Genomic DNA, 16207 nt, shown 5'->3' with positions numbered 1-16207 from the left:
GTCAGAGCACTTGTCCAGCAATGATCTCCTGCCGATCGGGCAGATTGCCGCCCGCGCCGGAGTCCCGGTCTCCACCGTGCGCTACTACGAAATGCTCGGGCTGATCCCCGCGCTGCGCTCAAGCGGCAACGCGCGCCTCTTCCCGCGGCACGTGCTGCGGCGCATCGCCTTCATCCAGGTTTCGGTGCGCTACGGGATCTCGCTGGCCGAGGTCGCCGTGATCCTCAAGGACCTGCCGGAGCGCCGCCCACCGAGCCGGGCCGAGTGGGGCACCATTTCCGCCACCTGGGGGGAGCACCTGGCCAGGCAGCAAGCCGTGCTCGAGCGGATGCAGGCGGAACTCACCGGCTGCATCGGCTGCGGCTGCCTGTCCCAAACCCGGTGCGCCGTCGTGAACTCCGATGACCGCCTGCGCACCGACGGAGCCGGTCCGCGCCGGGTGCTCGACGTACCGGAAGCCGCCGGGACGGAATAGATCCGCTCGTGTGGTGTTGCTCTCGTTAACCGACGGAAAGGAGCCAGATGAAGGTCCGTAATTCACTGGGTTCGATGAAGAAGATGCAGGGTTCACAGACGGTGCGGCGCCATGGGCGCACATTCGTCATCAACAAGTCGAACCCCCGATTCAAGGCTCGCCAGGGTTAGTCCCGTCGACTGCGGTGCGCGGGTCCGGCCGATCCGTGCAACCGCTCGACTGGCGAGTTGGCATTTCCAGCCCATAAAGAATGACCCCGGCAGCGCCGGGGTCATTCTTTAGTATCCGGGCAGCGCGGCTGACCGGCCCCGGTTGCTAGAGCAGGGTCATCACGTCGCGGGCCGCCGTCATCAGCAGCGGAGCATAGGACTCGAGCGTCTCCCTGGCGACCAGGGGGGCGATGGTCGTGATGCCGATGCCCCCGATGAGATGCTGCTGGGTGTCGAACACCGGCACCGCCATGCAACGGATGTGCTCCTCGTTTTCCTGGTCATCGATGGAGAAGCCGCGGTTGCGCACCAGCGCACCATCGGCGAGCAGGTCGGCGACGGTTGTGATGGTGAACGCGGTGCGGGAGCGCAGACCGGTGCGGGTCGCGTAATTGCGCACCTCGCTCTCGGGGAGGTGGGCCAGGATCGACTTGCCGATCGCCGTCGAATGCAGCGGAATCTGGCCGCCGACCCGCGAAGCGATCTGGATCGGCTGGGCGGTGTCCTCGATCTTTTCCACGTAGGTGGCGAAGTCCCCGGTGCGCAGCGCGAAGTGGATGGTGCTGCGCACGTCGGTCTGCAACTGCCGGAGCCTGGCTCCCACCAGGTCGGAGTCGTTGGGGCCGGCGGTGAGCTTGAGCGCAAGGAGACGCAGCGATCGGCCGGGCGCGTAGCTGCCGTCGGGGCGACGGGTGACGTACCCGCTGTCGATCAGCTCGCTCAGCAAGCGGAACACGCTGGTCTTGGCCAGGCCGGTTTCCTTCACCAGGTCGCTGAGCCGGTGGGAGTCACCCGGGTTGGACACCGCCTCAAGCACCCGCAGCAGCTTCTGTGCCGCATTGTCCTTGGCCCGGTTGCCCAGCCCGTCGAGCTCAGGCGCGTTCGTGGCCTCGATCTCGTTCGCCACCGTCATGTGTCCCACCTCTGTTCTGAAGTTCTGCCCTGCGGACCATTTAACCACGGTTGCGGAATCTCGGTGGCATCCTGCCGCGCTCCGAGCCTGATTCGATGCCGTCAGACCCTTGACAACGCGACAAACGCCTGTTTCAGATGCGTCATTCCGGTCTGACGTCGATTCCCCGGCCGCCCAAGTTGCGAAAAGGAATCCCACGGGGTTAGGTTGAGTTCACGTGACGGACTCCAGTTCCATCACGTGGAACAGATTCAGAATTGATCTGGCTGATTCTCACAGTGGAGGAACTCATGCAGGGAACTACGCACGAACCTGGGTCGGCAAGCGAGAGCGCTCTCCCGCTGCCGAGCGGCATCCGAATGGCGACAGGGGCAGGCTCGTTGCCGGCCGTCGAGGTCACTCTTCCTGCGGCCACCGCGCTGGTCTACCTGCACGGCGCACACGTCGCCCAGTGGACCCCCACCGGCCAGAAACCGGTGCTGTGGATGAGCGAACACAGCGCATACTCATCCTCCGCGGCCCTTCGCGGCGGCATTCCGGTGTGCTTCCCCTGGTTCGGCCCGAATCCCACCGACGCCACGGCACCCAACCACGGTTGGGCGCGCATTTCGCCCTGGACCCTCACCGCTGCAGCCATCGTCGGCGACGATGCCGTGCTCACCTTCGACCTAGCCGGTACGCAGCCCGATGAGGCCGGCACGGCCCAGCCGGTGTCCCTGCGATACACCGTCACCATCGGCGCCCAGCTCACCCTCGAGCTCGCGGTTCTCAACGAGGGAACCGTCACAGTTTCGGTGGAGACCGCACTCCACACCTATTTCGCCGTGGGCGACGCCCGCACGACTCAGCTCCTCGGGCTCACTGACCTGCCCTACCTCGACCGCAGCGTCACCCCGGCCGTCACGTCGAGTTCTGCCCTGCCCGTCTCCATCGTCGGCGGCGAGATCGACCGGATCTACCCGATGCCCCGCACCGTGACGATCGACGACGTCACCAATGCACGCACCATCACGGTCGGCGACACCGATGCCGCCCAGACCGTCGTCTGGAACCCCGGCACCGTCAAGGCCGCCGCGATGGGCGACTACGGCGACGACGAATGGACCGAGACCGTCTGCGTCGAGGCCTGCAACGTGCGCGACCAGGCCGCCAGCCTCGCCCCGGGCCAGAGCACCAGCATGAGCGTCAGCATCGCTGTCGCACCCCGCCCGCAGCACACCCAACAGCACCACGAAGGACAGCTCGTCATGGAACGACTCACCAGCGCCATCCACCCGGTTCAGACCCTGCCCACCCGTGCCATCCAGTTCGGCGAGGGCAACTTCCTGCGCGGATTCGTGGACTGGCAGCTGCAGCAGATGAACAAGCAGGGGCTGTTCAACGGTGGCGTCAAGATCGTGCAGCCCCTGGCCGGCGGCCTCGTCGCCATGCTCGAGGAGCAGGACGGCCTGTACACGGTGCTGCTGGAAGGCAAGCAGGACGGCGAAGAAGTGCAGTCCCACGAGGTGATCACTCTGGTCAACGGCACCGTCAACCCGTACCTCGACTACGAGGCCTACCTCGCCCTCGCCGAGGACGACGACATCGAGTTCATCTTCTCCAACACCACAGAGTCCGGCATCGTCTACAACGCAGAAGACACGCTGGCCGACACCCCCCACGCCAGCTTCCCCGGCAAGCTCACCGCGCTCCTGTTCCGCCGGTTCGAGCTCGGCAAGAAGGGCTTCCAGCTGATCCCGTGCGAGCTCATCGAGCGCAACGGCGACAAACTCAAGGAAACTGTTCTCGCCACCGCCGCGAACTGGGGCCTCAGCGCCGATTTCATCCAGTGGGTCAACACCGACAACACCTTCTACTCCAGCCTGGTCGACCGGATCGTCCCCGGCTACCCCAAGGACCGCGCCGAGGAACTCTGCGTCGAGTTCGGCTTCGAAGACCGCCTCATCGTCAAGGCCGAACCGTTCGTGCTCTGGGTCATCGAGGGCCCGCAGTCGCTCACCGAGACCCTGCCGCTGGCCCGGGCCGGCCTCAACGTCACCGTGACCGACGACATGACCCCGTACCGCGAACGCAAGGTGTTCCTGCTCAACGCCCCGCACACCACGATGGCCTCCCTCGCCCGCCTCGCCGGCGTTGAGACCGTGCGCGACGTGATGCTCGACGCCGACTTCGGCCCGCTCGTCGAAGCGGTGATGTACGAGGAGATCATGCCCGTGCTCGACCTTCCGCACGACGAACTCGCCGCATACGCCGAGTCGGTGAAGGAGCGCTTCGAGAACCCGTTCATGCACCACGAGCTCTCCGCAATCGCCCTGAACAGCGCCTCCAAGTTCACGAGCCGCCTGCTGCCGGTCCTCACCGGCTTCCACACCAAGAACGGCACCTTCCCGCCGCGCATCACGCTCGCGCTCTCCGCCATCCTGCTCGCCTACAGCGGCGACCCGGCCGTCACGATCACCCCGGTCGACAGCGCTGAGACCATCGCGGCCTTCCACGCCGCCTACGCCACGGATGCCGCCGCGCCGAACAACTACGTCGCCACGATCCTGGCCGACACCACCCTGTGGGGCCGCGACCTCACCAAGCTCGACGGCCTCGTCGACCAGGTCGCTGCCGGCCTCGACGCCCTGCGCGACCGCGGCGTACGCGCCACCATCGCCGACCTCGCCGTCCGCGCCTAACCCCCAACCACCCCAGACAAAGGACCGCAGATCATGCTCCTCAACGACGACTTCCTGCTCGGCACCGACATGGCGAAGAAGCTGTTTCACAATCACGCCAAGCACATGCCGATCATCGATTTCCACTGCCATCTGAACCCTCAGGAGATCTACGAAGACCAGAACTTCGCCAGCATCACCGAGGTGTGGTTGAAAGGCGACCACTACAAATGGCGCCTGATGCGTGCCAACGGCGTGCCGGAGAACCTCATCACCGGCGACGGCGACGACTTCGACAAGTTCCACGCGTGGGCCGGTACCGTCGAAAAGGCTCTCGGCAACCCGCTCTACGTGTGGACGCACCTCGAACTCAAGCGCTTCTTCAACATCGACCTGGTCCTCAGCCGCGAAACCGCCCGCGAGGTCTACGACCGCGCCAACGCCCTGCTGGCCACGGCCGGCTTCTCCCGCCGCAGCCTGATCCGGTCCAGCAACGTCACGGCCATCTGCACCACGGATGACCCCGCAGACGACCTGCACTTCCACGAACTGCTCCAGAGCGAGACGGCGTTCACCGTCGTCCCCGCGTTCCGCCCGGACAAGGCCATGAACATCCACGCCGCCGGTTACGCGGACTACCTGGTCACCCTCGGCACGGCCGCCGGGGTCAAGATCGGCTCCTTTGCCGACATCGTCGACGCCCTGTCGGCCCGGGTCGACTTCTTCCACTCCATGGGCGCCCGGCTGTCCGACCACGCCCTGGACACCGTCGTCTATGCGGAGTCGACCGAAGCCGAGCTCGACGTCATCGTCACGACGGCCATGACCGGCGGCACGCTCACCGACCTCGGCATCGCCCAGTACCGCACCGCGGTGCTCAAGGCGCTGATGCGCCTGTACCACCGCAAGAACTGGACCATGCAGCTGCACCTGCACGCCCTGCGCAACACCAACACCGTGATGCTGGGCAAGCTCGGCCCGGACACCGGCTACGACGGCCTCAACGACCGTAGCGTCGCCGAGCCGCTCGCCGCGTTGTTCGACTCGATGGAACTCGAAGACGCCATCCCGCGCACGATGCTCTACTCCCTGAACCCCAACGACTACATGCCGCTCGTCACCCTGATGGGCGCCTACCAGAAGGACACCGTTCAGAAGATGCAGCTGGGCAGCGCCTGGTGGCACAACGACACCCGCAACGGCATGCGGCTGCAGCTGTCCACCTTTGCCGACGAGAGCCTGCTCTCCAACTTCGTCGGCATGCTCACCGACTCCCGCAGCTTCCTGTCCTACCCGCGGCACGAGTACTTCCGCCGCATCCTGTGCGAGCTGATCGGCGAATGGGTCGAGCTCGGCGAGGTCCCCGATGACGAGGCCGTCCTCGGCCGGATGGTCGAAGACATCTGCTTCAACAACGCGAACAACTACTTCGGTCTGTAACCAGGCCACTCCCCGATATCCGTTCAAATCGAAAGTGTGTATGTGAGTCATGGCAATTCAAACTGGTATTGAAGCTGGGGAAGCAGCCCCAGCTGCTCCTCAGCCCGGGACCGCCACCATCGAGCGCATCTCCACCAAGGAGAAGGTCTCGTATGGGTTCGGCGACTTCGGCAACGGCTTCATGTTCGACCTGGGCCAGTCGTACCTGACCAAGTTCTGGATCGACACCGCGGGCATTGCCGCTGGCGTCGTGGCCCTCATCTTCTCGCTGGCCAAGATCTTCGACGCGTTCATGGACCCGATCGCGGCGGCCTACATCGACAGCCGCAAGTTCGGCAAGCGCGGCAAGTTCCGCCCGGTGATGATGGTCTCCTCGATCCTCCTCGGCGTGATGACCGTGGTCACCTTCACGATGCCCGACGTCAGCATGGGCTGGAAGATCGCCTACGCGGCCGGCACCTACGCCATCTGGGGCCTCATCTACTCCTTCACCAACGACCCGTACGGGTCGCTGGCCTCGGTGATGACCCGCAACATCAAGGACCGCGCCCAGCTGGCCACCACCCGCCAGGCCGGTTCGCTCGGCGCTCAGTGGATCTGCGGCTTCGCGTTCATCCCGATCATGATGGTGTTCGGCGGCATGACCGGCGCCAACTACATGTGGGCATCCGCGGTGTTCGCCCTCATCGGCATCATCTCCTTCTACATCTGCTACCGAGGCACCAAGGAACGTGTCTACGTCAACCGCGCCGTGGGCTTCGAACAGAACGGCATGAAGGACTACGCCAAGGCGATCTTCACCAACCGGCCGCTGCTCGGCCTGGTGCTGATGACCCTGTTCACGATCTCCGCCATGAACGTGAACAACATGATGATGATCTTCTTCGCCGAGTACAACCTCGGCAACATCGCCCTGCAGCCGGTGCTGAACCTGGTCATGATCGGCGCCTCCATCGTGGGCATCATGTTCGTGCCCCGCCTGGTCGGCCGATTCGGCAAGAAGCGCACCGCCATGGGCGGATTCATCATCGGTGTGATCGCCAACGGCCTGAACTTCATGATCCCCACCAACCTGTGGACCTTCATGCTGCTGGTGACCATCGGCTACATGGCCCTGGCCATCCCGAACGCCGTCACCTGGGCCTTCGTCTCCGACACCATCGACTACGGCGAATGGCACACCGGAGTGCGCAAGGAGACCATGACCTACGCGGCCTTCAACTTCTCCCGCAAGATCGCCCAGTCCATTGCCGCCCTGGTGGGCGCCGGGATGCTTGCCGTCACCGGCTACATCGCCCAGGGCGCCAGCCAGTCGGAGGAAACCCTCTTCGGTATCAAGGCCGTGATGACCCTCTACCCGGCCGTCGCCCTCGCTCTGGCCGCCGTGATCGTCTACTTCCTCTACAACCTGTCCGACGACAAGTACACCGCCATCGCCCACGACCTCGAAGCAGGCCGCTGGGAAAAGGGAATCATCGGCCAGGCGTAAGCCCGACCGTCTCGCTTATCTAAGGACTCATTTCATGTCACACATCGACAGCATCACCACCGGCACCTCCGTGCTGGTCATGGCCGAGGGCGACGACGTCGCCGTCGCCCTCCGAGACCTCCAGCCGGAGGAGACCCTCCCCGTCGGCGACGGTCTCCTCACCGTCACCACGCTCATCCCGAGCGGCCACAAGATCGCCCTCACCGACCTCGACGTCGGCGCCACCGTGCACAAGTACGGCCAGTCGATCGGGGTTGCCACGGCGCCGATCAGCCGGGGCGAGCAGGTGCACAGCCACAACATCGGCATGGACCTCGCCGCCCGCACCCACGAATTCGGCACCGTGCACACCGAGCTGCCGGTCCCGACGGCCCGCCGAACCTTCGACGGTTACCGCCGGGCCGACGGCCGGGCCGGTACGCGTAACTACATCGCGATCCTCACCACGGTCAACTGCTCCGGCACCACCGCCAAGCTCATCGCCGACAGATTCCGCGGTGGTGCGTTGGACGGGTTCGAGAACGTCGACGGCGTCATCGCCCTCACCCACCAGAGCGGCTGCGGCCTCGTGCTGGAGAGCGAAGGCGCCCAGGTGCTGCTCCGCACGCTCAACGGCTATGCCAGCCATCCCAACATCGCGGGCGTCCTGATGCTCAGCCTCGGCTGCGAGATGACCCCGACCAGCCTGGTCCTCGCCGAGGGCGCTCTGCCCAGCGACACCGTGGTGGAGTCCCTGTCGATCCAGGAGACCGGCGGCATGCGCAACACCGTCGCCGCCGGCGTCGAGAAGATCCTCGCCCTGGCCGAACAGATCAACAACCGCCACCGCGAACCCATCGACATCTCCGAGCTGGTGCTTGGTCTGAACTGCGGCGGCTCCGACGGCTACTCCGGCATCACCGCCAACCCGGCCCTGGGCTGGGCGTCGGATGTGCTCGTGGCGCACGGCGGAACCTCCGTTCTCGCCGAGACCCCGGAGATCTACGGCGCCGAGCACCTGCTCACCGCCCGCGCCACCACCCCCGCGGTCGGCCACAAGCTGATCGACCGGATCGACTGGTGGGAAACCTACATCCACGCCAACGGCGGCACCATGGACAACAACCCCTCCCCGGGCAACAAGGCCGGCGGTATCAGCACCATTCTGGAGAAGTCGCTGGGCGCCGTGGCCAAGGCCGGCCACGCCGATCTCGCCGCCGTGTACGAGTACGCGGAACCGATCGACACCCGCGGCCTGGGCTTCATGGACACCCCCGGTTACGACCCCGTCTCGGTCACCGGCCTGGTCGCCGGCGGCGCCACCGTGGTGGTCTTCACCACCGGCCGCGGCTCGGTCTTCGGCTGCAAGCCCACCCCAAGCATCAAGGTCGGCACCAACACCGAACTGTTCCTGCGCCAGGGCGACGACATCGACATCGACGCCGGTCGCATCGCGGATGGCAACGCCACCGTCGACGAGGTCGGCGCGGAGATCCTCGAGATGATCATCGCCGTCGCCAGCGGCACCCAGACCGTCAGCGAAGAGTTCGACGTCGGCCAGGAAGAGTTCGTGCCGTGGCACATCGGGGCCGTGACCTGATGGGTGCCCCACAGCCAACCGTGGTCTGCTTCGGCGAGACGATGGGCATGTTCACGCCCACCAGCTCGGTGCCGTTGAACACCGCGACCGGTTTCACCCTGGGCACCGGAGGTGCCGAATCCAACGTCGCCATGCACCTGGCCGAACTCGGCCACGCCGTGGCGTGGGCCAGCGCCGTGGGCACCGACCCGGTCGCCACCAAGATCATCGACGCCCTCGGCGCCGCCGGCGTCGACACCCGGTGGGTCGGCCGCACCGCCGACGCACCGACCGGGCTCTACCTCAAGGAGCCTGACACCGGTAGCGGAGCACACGTGTTCTACTACCGCCAAGGCTCGGCGGCATCCACGCTGAAGATCGCGGATGCCGCCGGCTGGCCCCTGGCCGGGGCCCGGTGGATCCACACCACCGGGATCACCCCCGCGCTGTCGGACAGCTGCTCCGCTCTTGTGGAACACGTGCTCGACCACGCCGCGGGCTGGGGGGCGTCGGTCTCGTTCGACATCAACTTCCGCCCCGGTATCTGGTCGGTCGAGGAGGCCGCGCCGCGGCTGCTCGCCCTGGCCGGGAAGGCCACCGTGGTACTCGTCGGACTCGATGAAGCGGCCGTGCTGTGGGGCTGTGTCACCGCGGCCGACGTGCGGGCCCTGCTGCCCCGGCTGCCGTACCTGGTGGTGAAGGATTCCTCGATCGATGCCACCGAATTCGCCCTCGCCGCCGACGGCACCGACACCGTCACGGTGGTGCCGGCCCGCAAGGTCGACGTCGTCGAACCCGTCGGCGCCGGCGACGCCTTCGCCGCCGGCTACCTGTCCAGCCTGCTGTCCGCTGAACCCTCCGCGGAGCGCCTCGAGCGCGGTCACTCCCGCGCCGCCTGGGCGCTGGGCAGCCGCCAGGACTTCCGCCCGGGACTCGGCCAGCGTATGTCGGCCGACGAACCGTCCGCACCAGCCACCCACGACCGCACGTTCGACCTCAGGAGAGAACCCGCATGACCTCGTCCACCAGCACCACCACCCAGCCGCTCAGCGCCACCCAGTGGTTCCCCGGCGACTTCTTCCGAGTCCCCGTCATCGCGGTCTTCCGCGGACTGTCGGCCGCCGAAGCCGTACGCCTGTCGGCGCGCGCCTGGGACGCCGGAGTTGAACACGTCGAAATCCCGATCCAGACCCTCGACGCCGTCCCCGTGCTGCAGGCCGTCGCCGACGCTGCTGCCGAACGCGGCCTCGTGATCGGCGCCGGCACCGTGACCACGATGGACCAGCTCGACGCTGCGACGAACGTGGGCGTCGCGTTCACGGTCTCGCCCGGCCTCGACCCGGCCATCGTGGCCGAAAGCGTACGCCGCGGCATCCCGCACCTGCCGGGCATCGCCACGGCCACCGAAATCCTGCAGGCCCGCGCCCTGGGTCTCACCTGGGTGAAGGCGTTCCCCGCGTCCCTGCTCGGAGCGGCCTGGGTCAAGGCCCAGAAGGGTCCGTACCCGGACACCAACTTCATCGCCACCGGCGGCGTCACCGCCCACAACGCGCCGCAATTCCTGGCCGCGGGCACCAGCGTGGTCGGCCTCTCCGGCGCTTTCGCCGACGACGCCCAGCTCGACCTGGTGCGCGCCCTGATCGCCGGCGCCCGCACGTAACACTTCGTCTCACCCGGGCCCCACGACCGAACGGTCGTGGGGCCCGTTCCGGTCGCCAGGGACAAAAGTCACGGCCGGCCGGGCGGTAGGCTGAGCGGAGATCTGAGGGAGAGTCACGTGTGGGTGAGCTGGCGTGACAGAACGCATCGCGGCGACGGGGACCGATGGCTGATCTGGGCCGTTTTTGTGCTTGTGGCGGCGTACACGCTCGGACTGCTTCTGCACGGTGCGGGCCCGAGCCCCCTCGTCGACATCTGGTTGGGCGAGCTCACCCAATGGGTGCCCGTCGCGGTCTTCTGGGTGGCCGTTGTTCGCACGGGCTTCGCCCGCGGCGACGTGCTCTTCGCCACGCTCGCGGTGACGTTCAATGCCGCCGCAGACACCTACTACGTGCTCGCGATGGATGCGGGGGGCGAACTGCCGTTCCCGTCCGCGGCCGATTTCGGGTATCTGCTGTTTTACCCGCTGATGCTTCTCGCCCTCGTGGCTCTTGTCCGCAGACAGATGCGCGGCCTGGCCTGGTCGGTCCTGCTGGATAGCGCGGTCGGGGCCCTCGGCGCCGCAGCGGTCCTCGCTGCCGTCCTCAGCCCGGTGCTCACCGAGGCGGCCGATGAGTCCGCGATCCTCGCCACAGCGGTCGCGGTTGCCTACCCGGTCTTCGACCTGCTCCTCGTCGCCGCGATCGCCGGCATCGCCGCCGCCCCGGGATTGCACATCGGCCCGCGCTGGGCGTTTCTGGTCGGCGGCCTTGTCGTCTTCGCCGGCGCCGACGTGGTCTATGCGCTGCTGGAGGTGAGCGGCACGTACATCGTCGGTGTTCCGCTCGATGCGGCGTGGGCGCTCGGTCTCGCCCTGATGGCGGTGTGGGTCGACGCGACTGATCGCCCCCACCGCGGCACCGTCGTGGGCGACCGAAAGACCCCGGCCCTGTTCGTTCCCGCGGTGGCCGTCGCCGCCGGACTGGGCGTCCTCATCCTCGGCACGCAGGTCGTCCAGCCGGTTGCCGCGGTCATCCTGGCCAGCCTCACCGTCTCCCTGGCCGCGATCCCGCTGGTGTTCCGGCAGCGGCTGCTGCGCCGGCAGGCCCGGACCGACGACCTGACCGGGCTGCCCAACCGGCGGGCGCTGTACACGGATGCGCCCGCGCTGCTCACCCTCAGCCGCACGCCCGCCCGTCAACGGCACAGTGCGCTCCTGCTACTCGACCTGGATAGGTTCAAGGAAGTCAACGACAGCCTCGGACACGACGTCGGCGACAGGCTGTTGGTGCTGGTGAGCGGCCGCCTGGCGGCAGCGCTGCCGCCGGGAGCCAGGCTGGCCCGGCTCGGCGGCGACGAATTCGCCATCCTGCTCGCTGATGCCGGCGAGGCAGAGGCCACTGTCGTGGCGTTGGGCCTGCGGGACGCGCTCGCCCCAACCTTCGCCCTCGAGGGGCTGGCCGTGCAGACCAGTGTCAGCATCGGCATCGCGTTGTTCCCCGAGCAGGGCCGCGACCTCAGCGATCTGCTGCGCCGTGCCGACATGGCGATGTACAAGGCCAAGTCCGGCCGGCACGGCCACCACGTGTACCAGTCCGAAGACGACAGTCACGGCGACACCAGGCTGCGCACCCTGCAAGACCTGCGTCTGGGCCTCACCGACGACCAACTCGTGGTGTACTACCAACCCAAGATCGGCCTGCGAAACGGTGAGGTCACCGGTGTCGAGGCACTCGTGCGCTGGCAGCATCCGACCCGCGGGCTGCTACTGCCCGAGGACTTCCTCGACCTCGTCGAGGAATCGGGGCTGATGCACGCACTCACCCGGATCGTGCTGACCAAGGCTCTCGATCAAGCCGTGCTGTGGCACGCTGGTGGCCACGCCCTGACCATCGCGGTCAACATCTCGGCCAGCTCCCTCGTCAACGTCGAGTTCCCGGAGGAGGTCGTGCGCATGGTCAACGCACGACGGCTGCCCGCGTCGGCGTTGATGTTGGAGGTCACCGAAGACTTCTTGATGAGCGACAGGGACCGGGCTAGGGACGTGCTCACCCGGCTGCGGGAAGCCGGAATCCAGATCGCGGTCGACGACTTCGGCACCGGCTACAGCTCGCTCTCCTACCTGCGCGACCTGCCCATCGACGAGCTCAAGTTGGACAGGTCATTCGTGTTGCCGATGACCCATGACGCCCGCGCGGCCTCGCTGGTGGCGTCCACCATCGAGCTGGCGCACAGCCTGGGCCTGCGAATGGTTGCCGAGGGTGTCGAGAGCAGTGTGGCGTACGACGAGCTGGCCCGATACGGCTGCGATCATGCGCAGGGCTTCTTCATGTCGCGGCCGATTCCGGCCCTGGAACTGGACGAGTGGTTAGCGGCTCGCCACGATCTGGAACCGGGCGCCGTGAACTGAATCCGGCTCCTGCCGTGACGATCGGCGGACTGGACGCGTCTTAGTCATGAACCTGGCAAGCCGTGTCCCGGCTTCGACCCTTCGCCAGCAAGGAGCTTTCATGACCGACGTCCAGAACCCCGTCACCAGTTATCACACCGGCGGCTTCCCGCTGCAGCAGCAGGACCAGCCCGGCCTCACCGCGGCGACAGTGCCGCGCCCCGACCACGGCGAAGACACCTATGTCGGCACCGGGAAGCTCGTGGGCAAGCGGGCGTTGATCACCGGCGGTGACTCGGGGATCGGCCGTGCCGTGGCGATCGCCTTCGCCAGGGAGGGTGCCGACGTGGCCATCTCCTACCTGCCCGAAGAGCAGGAAGACGCCGAAGACACCGCGTCCCTCGTGCGGGCTGCCGGCAGCACAGCCGTGCTGCTGGCCGGCGACATCCGCAACGAACAGCACTGCATCGACATCGTGGAGCACACCACGGCTCAGCTCGGCGGCCTCGACATTCTCGTGCTGAACGCCGCGTACCAGGAGAACCGCAATGGCCTGGAGACGCTCTCGACCAAGGAGTTCGACAGGGTCTTCAAGACCAACCTCTACGCGACGCTGTGGATCGCCCGTGCCGCGATCCCGCACCTCAATCCTGGGTCGTCGATCATCACGACCACGTCGATCCAGGCGTCCAGCCCGTCACCGGAACTGATCGACTACGCGATGACCAAGGCGGCGCTGGTCGCGTTCACCCAGGCCCTCGCCCAGCAGCTGGGATCCACCGGCGTGCGGGTCAACGCCGTAGCACCCGGGCCGATCTGGACCCCGCTGATCCCCGCGACCTCGTGGCCGGAGAAACTGCCCACCTTCGGTCAGGACACACCGCTGGGCCGGGCCGGGCAGCCCGCCGAGCTGGCGTCGGCGTACGTCTACCTGGCGTCGACGGACTCGTCGTACACGTCGGGCGCCGTGCTGCCGGTCACCGGCGGACGCGCGTTCTAACCCGAGCACGAACACAGCGACAGCGGGCGGCGGCATCTCGGATGCGCCGCCCGCTGTCTGTGGTCGTCGGTCAACCGAACTAGATGACGTCGGATCGGGCCTGGGTGTTACCCAGTGCCCGGTCCTTCAAGACCGCGTACTCACCCTGGCTGATCGCTCCGGAATCGAGGAGCTGCTTGGCCTGGGCAATGTCCTGCGCGGGATTGCTGCCGGCGACAGTTCTGATGTACTCGTCGGTACTCGCCTTCTCCTGCATGCCGGCGCTGACCTGGCGCTCCGCCATACCGCGGCCGCGTGCGATGACGTACACGAGCACGGTCAGGATGGGCACAAAGACCATGAACAGCAGCCACGCCGCCTTGGCCCAACCGTTCAGGGTTCGATCCCGGAACACGTCGATGATCACAGCGAAGAGTGCGAATAGGTAGGACACGAACACGAATGTCCAAAAGAAGAATCCGATGAAATCCCAAAAATTAGACCAGAAACTCATGGTCGGCACCTTTCCCTGTAACGTCTGGCCGAGGCCCTGCCGCCGCATGGGGCAGCGTGTCACAGTCCTTGGCTGCTATTCACGGTAATCACACAGGGCGGTTCTGGATCACCCGGAATGGGTGAGAACGGCACCGCGTCAACCTGGGTTGGGGGAGGCCGGGGACGGCTAGGCTGAGCGTCAACAGTGCGTCCTCTCCCTCGAGAAGACTTCCGGCGGGGTGCGACCGCGGAACCGACTGGTGGGGAGTGGGGCGCAGTGACGGTAGTCGAGCAGCAGACGGTCGATGAGCGTCTGGCCTGGGTCGAGCGCCAGTACTGGATCGACAAGGATGTCGCGCTCGCCGCCGCCCAGGACTGGTTGGCAGAGCTGGGACCCGGCGAGCACGGCGCGCTGAGCCGGCGCCTCGAGGTTCAGGTGGCCTCGATCATGACCCGCAGGGGCGACCCGCGTCAGGGCGCGGCCGAGGTGCAGAACATCCTCCGCTGGGCCGAGGGGCACGGTGAACTCGCACTGCAGTCACGCTGTCATGACGTGCTGGGCTCGATCTTCGAGCTCGTCGGTGACCGCGCGCTGTCGCTCGAGCACGCCGTCGCCACGAACGATCTGCTCGACGACTCCGAGCTGCCCCTGATGCGGGCCGCTGCCCGGCTGACCCTGGCAGATGCCCTCGGGTCGGCGGGGTCATTCGATGAGGCGCGCCGCCGGTACAACGAGGCCCTCCGGCTGGTCATCGACGATCCGGAAACCAGCATCCGGTATCAAATTCTGAACAACCTCGCATATACCGAGTACCTGGCCGAGAACTACGACGAGGCCCTGTCTGCAGTGGAGAGCTTGATCTCGCTGTCGGCGCTCAACGATCGCCCGATCGGGATGTATGCCCGCGACACCATCGCCAGGGTCTACCTCACCGCGGGTCGGGCTGAGGAGGCCGCGGCCACCCTGGTGGCGGCGCTGGAGGCCAAGCCCGTCGACTACCACCCCGACAGTATCGCGGCCGCCCTGGTGACGCTGGCCGAGACCTACCGGGAGCTGGGCCGCTTGGCCCAGGCCCAGACGGTCATCGACCGGTGCCAGGAGCTGGCCGCGGAGCACGGCCTGGTGCGGTGGTCGACCGAGGCGACCAAGGAGCAGGCCGAGATCCACGCCGAGATGGAGGATTTCCGGGCCGCGTTCGAGGCCTACCGCAGTTATCACGCTCAGTCCATCGCGCTCAGCGCCAGTGAGAACGAGGCCAGGGGACGCATCCTCGAGGCAATGTTCCAGACGGCGGAGTCCCGCCGGGAAACCGAGCGCTACCGCGAGATGGCCGAACGCGATCCGTTGACCGAGCTGCACAACCGTCGGTTCGTCGACGAGCACCTCAGCAACCTGTTGTCCCTCCTCCGCGAGGGTGGCGCCCCCATTGCCATCGCGATGATCGATGTCGACCATTTCAAGCGCATCAATGACACGCTCTCGCACGAGGTCGGCGACGACGTGCTCCGCACGCTCGGCCGCATTCTGACGAAGGCCGTCGCTTCGGTTCCCGGGGCGATCGCGGCGCGTCTGGGCGGGGAAGAATTCCTACTCATTCTGCCCGCACACGACGCGGCCACCGTGGGCGCACTGTGCGAAAAGGTGCGGCTGGATGTGGCCGGTCACGATTGGTCGCCCATCGATACCGGCTTGCGGGTCACCGTGAGCCTGGGCGTCGCGCTCGCCCCGGACGATGCGGCCACGAGCTCGTCGCTGTTGCGGGCCGCCGATGTGCGCATGTACGTGGCCAAGCGGGACGGCCGCAACCGCGTGGTGCACGCCGGCGCCTGACCCATCTCGCCCGAGCACGTGGTCGGCCCTCGAGCGTTACAGGCCTTGCGCCAGGCGGTAGTACGCCTGGTTCCATCGGACCTCGCGGGAGAAGTCCCGCAGGGTGGTGGTTTCATCGATCACGAGGAGCT

General features: G+C 66.8%; 13 protein-coding genes. 11 read left to right on the top strand and 2 right to left on the bottom strand.

Annotation, left to right across the window (positions count from 1 at the left end; translation table 11 throughout):
- Positions 1 to 10 precede the first annotated feature (10 nt).
- On the top strand, positions 11 to 475 hold the full coding sequence (gene soxR, locus RCH12_RS16385) for a redox-sensitive transcriptional activator SoxR (RefSeq protein ID WP_327017580.1): 465 nt from the start codon (positions 11 to 13) through the stop codon (positions 473 to 475).
- A 47-nt stretch (positions 476 to 522) separates the two neighbouring features.
- Positions 523 to 645 (top strand): type B 50S ribosomal protein L36, encoded by a 123-nt coding sequence (gene ykgO, locus RCH12_RS16380; RefSeq protein ID WP_103430179.1) that lies wholly within the window; start codon positions 523 to 525, stop codon positions 643 to 645.
- Between the two features lie 145 nt (positions 646 to 790).
- Here ykgO and RCH12_RS16375 read toward each other — a convergent pair whose 3' ends face one another.
- A complete protein-coding gene (locus tag RCH12_RS16375; RefSeq protein ID WP_103430178.1) occupies positions 791 to 1597 on the bottom strand; it encodes an IclR family transcriptional regulator in 807 nt (268 codons plus the stop codon).
- 359 nt (positions 1598 to 1956) lie between these two features.
- Between RCH12_RS16375 and RCH12_RS16370 the strand changes: the two genes are divergently transcribed.
- The 8 genes from RCH12_RS16370 (at position 1957) to RCH12_RS16335 (ending at position 13771) form a co-directional block, all read left to right on the top strand.
- Entirely contained in the window at positions 1957 to 4278 is a 2322-nt protein-coding gene (locus RCH12_RS16370; protein WP_327017579.1) for a tagaturonate reductase, read from the top strand.
- Positions 4279 to 4311: 33 nt separating this feature from the next.
- Complete coding sequence (gene uxaC, locus RCH12_RS16365) at positions 4312 to 5697, top strand: glucuronate isomerase (protein ID WP_327017578.1); 1386 nt, start codon at positions 4312 to 4314, stop codon at positions 5695 to 5697.
- Positions 5698 to 5746: 49 nt separating this feature from the next.
- Positions 5747 to 7186: a glycoside-pentoside-hexuronide (GPH):cation symporter gene (locus RCH12_RS16360; RefSeq protein ID WP_103430175.1), complete on the top strand. Its 1440-nt coding sequence runs from the start codon at positions 5747 to 5749 to the stop codon at positions 7184 to 7186.
- A 34-nt stretch (positions 7187 to 7220) separates the two neighbouring features.
- On the top strand, positions 7221 to 8765 hold the full coding sequence (locus tag RCH12_RS16355) for a UxaA family hydrolase (RefSeq protein ID WP_327017577.1): 1545 nt from the start codon (positions 7221 to 7223) through the stop codon (positions 8763 to 8765).
- On the top strand, positions 8741 to 9760 hold the full coding sequence (locus RCH12_RS16350; protein WP_327017576.1) for a sugar kinase: 1020 nt from the start codon (positions 8741 to 8743) through the stop codon (positions 9758 to 9760). The genes RCH12_RS16355 and RCH12_RS16350 overlap by 25 nt, the downstream gene beginning before the upstream one ends.
- Positions 9757 to 10404, top strand: a complete 648-nt coding sequence (locus tag RCH12_RS16345) for a bifunctional 4-hydroxy-2-oxoglutarate aldolase/2-dehydro-3-deoxy-phosphogluconate aldolase (RefSeq protein WP_327017575.1) — start codon at positions 9757 to 9759, stop codon at positions 10402 to 10404. Before RCH12_RS16350 ends, RCH12_RS16345 begins: the two co-directional genes overlap by 4 nt.
- A 123-nt stretch (positions 10405 to 10527) precedes the next feature.
- Complete coding sequence (locus tag RCH12_RS16340; protein ID WP_327017574.1) at positions 10528 to 12792, top strand: putative bifunctional diguanylate cyclase/phosphodiesterase; 2265 nt, start codon at positions 10528 to 10530, stop codon at positions 12790 to 12792.
- 100 nt (positions 12793 to 12892) lie between these two features.
- On the top strand, positions 12893 to 13771 hold the full coding sequence (locus tag RCH12_RS16335; protein WP_103430171.1) for an SDR family oxidoreductase: 879 nt from the start codon (positions 12893 to 12895) through the stop codon (positions 13769 to 13771).
- Positions 13772 to 13850: 79 nt separating this feature from the next.
- On the opposite strand, the gene RCH12_RS16330 is transcribed toward RCH12_RS16335, so the two are convergent.
- A complete protein-coding gene (locus RCH12_RS16330; protein WP_103430221.1) occupies positions 13851 to 14264 on the bottom strand; it encodes a PLDc N-terminal domain-containing protein in 414 nt (137 codons plus the stop codon).
- Positions 14265 to 14522: 258 nt separating this feature from the next.
- Here RCH12_RS16330 and RCH12_RS16325 point away from each other — a divergent pair, with 258 nt between their 5' ends.
- Entirely contained in the window at positions 14523 to 16076 is a 1554-nt protein-coding gene (locus tag RCH12_RS16325) for a GGDEF domain-containing protein (protein WP_327017573.1), read from the top strand.
- Positions 16077 to 16207 lie beyond the last annotated feature (131 nt).

This window comes from Cryobacterium sp. MP_3.1 (genome assembly GCF_035984795.1).
Lineage (GTDB): Bacteria > Actinomycetota > Actinomycetes > Actinomycetales > Microbacteriaceae > Cryobacterium > Cryobacterium zongtaii.
The sequence above is the reverse complement of the archived record's forward strand: the minus strand, read 5'-3'. Positions and strand labels throughout refer to the sequence as shown.

Bases quoted from the DNA above. Each gene is read 5' to 3' on its own strand.
- RCH12_RS16345 (WP_327017575.1), top strand. From the start codon at position 9,757: ATGACCTCGTCCACCAGCACCACCACCCAGCCGCTCAGCGCCACCCAG.
- uxaC (WP_327017578.1), top strand. From the start codon at position 4,312: ATGCTCCTCAACGACGACTTCCTGCTCGGCACCGACATGGCGAAGAAG.
- RCH12_RS16370 (WP_327017579.1), top strand. From the start codon at position 1,957: ATGGCGACAGGGGCAGGCTCGTTGCCGGCCGTCGAGGTCACTCTTCCT.
- RCH12_RS16355 (WP_327017577.1), top strand. From the start codon at position 7,221: ATGTCACACATCGACAGCATCACCACCGGCACCTCCGTGCTGGTCATG.
- RCH12_RS16330 (WP_103430221.1), bottom strand. From the start codon at position 14,264: ATGAGTTTCTGGTCTAATTTTTGGGATTTCATCGGATTCTTCTTTTGG.
- RCH12_RS16375 (WP_103430178.1), bottom strand. From the start codon at position 1,597: ATGACGGTGGCGAACGAGATCGAGGCCACGAACGCGCCTGAGCTCGAC.
- RCH12_RS16335 (WP_103430171.1), top strand. From the start codon at position 12,893: ATGACCGACGTCCAGAACCCCGTCACCAGTTATCACACCGGCGGCTTC.
- RCH12_RS16360 (WP_103430175.1), top strand. From the start codon at position 5,747: ATGGCAATTCAAACTGGTATTGAAGCTGGGGAAGCAGCCCCAGCTGCT.
- ykgO (WP_103430179.1), top strand. From the start codon at position 523: ATGAAGGTCCGTAATTCACTGGGTTCGATGAAGAAGATGCAGGGTTCA.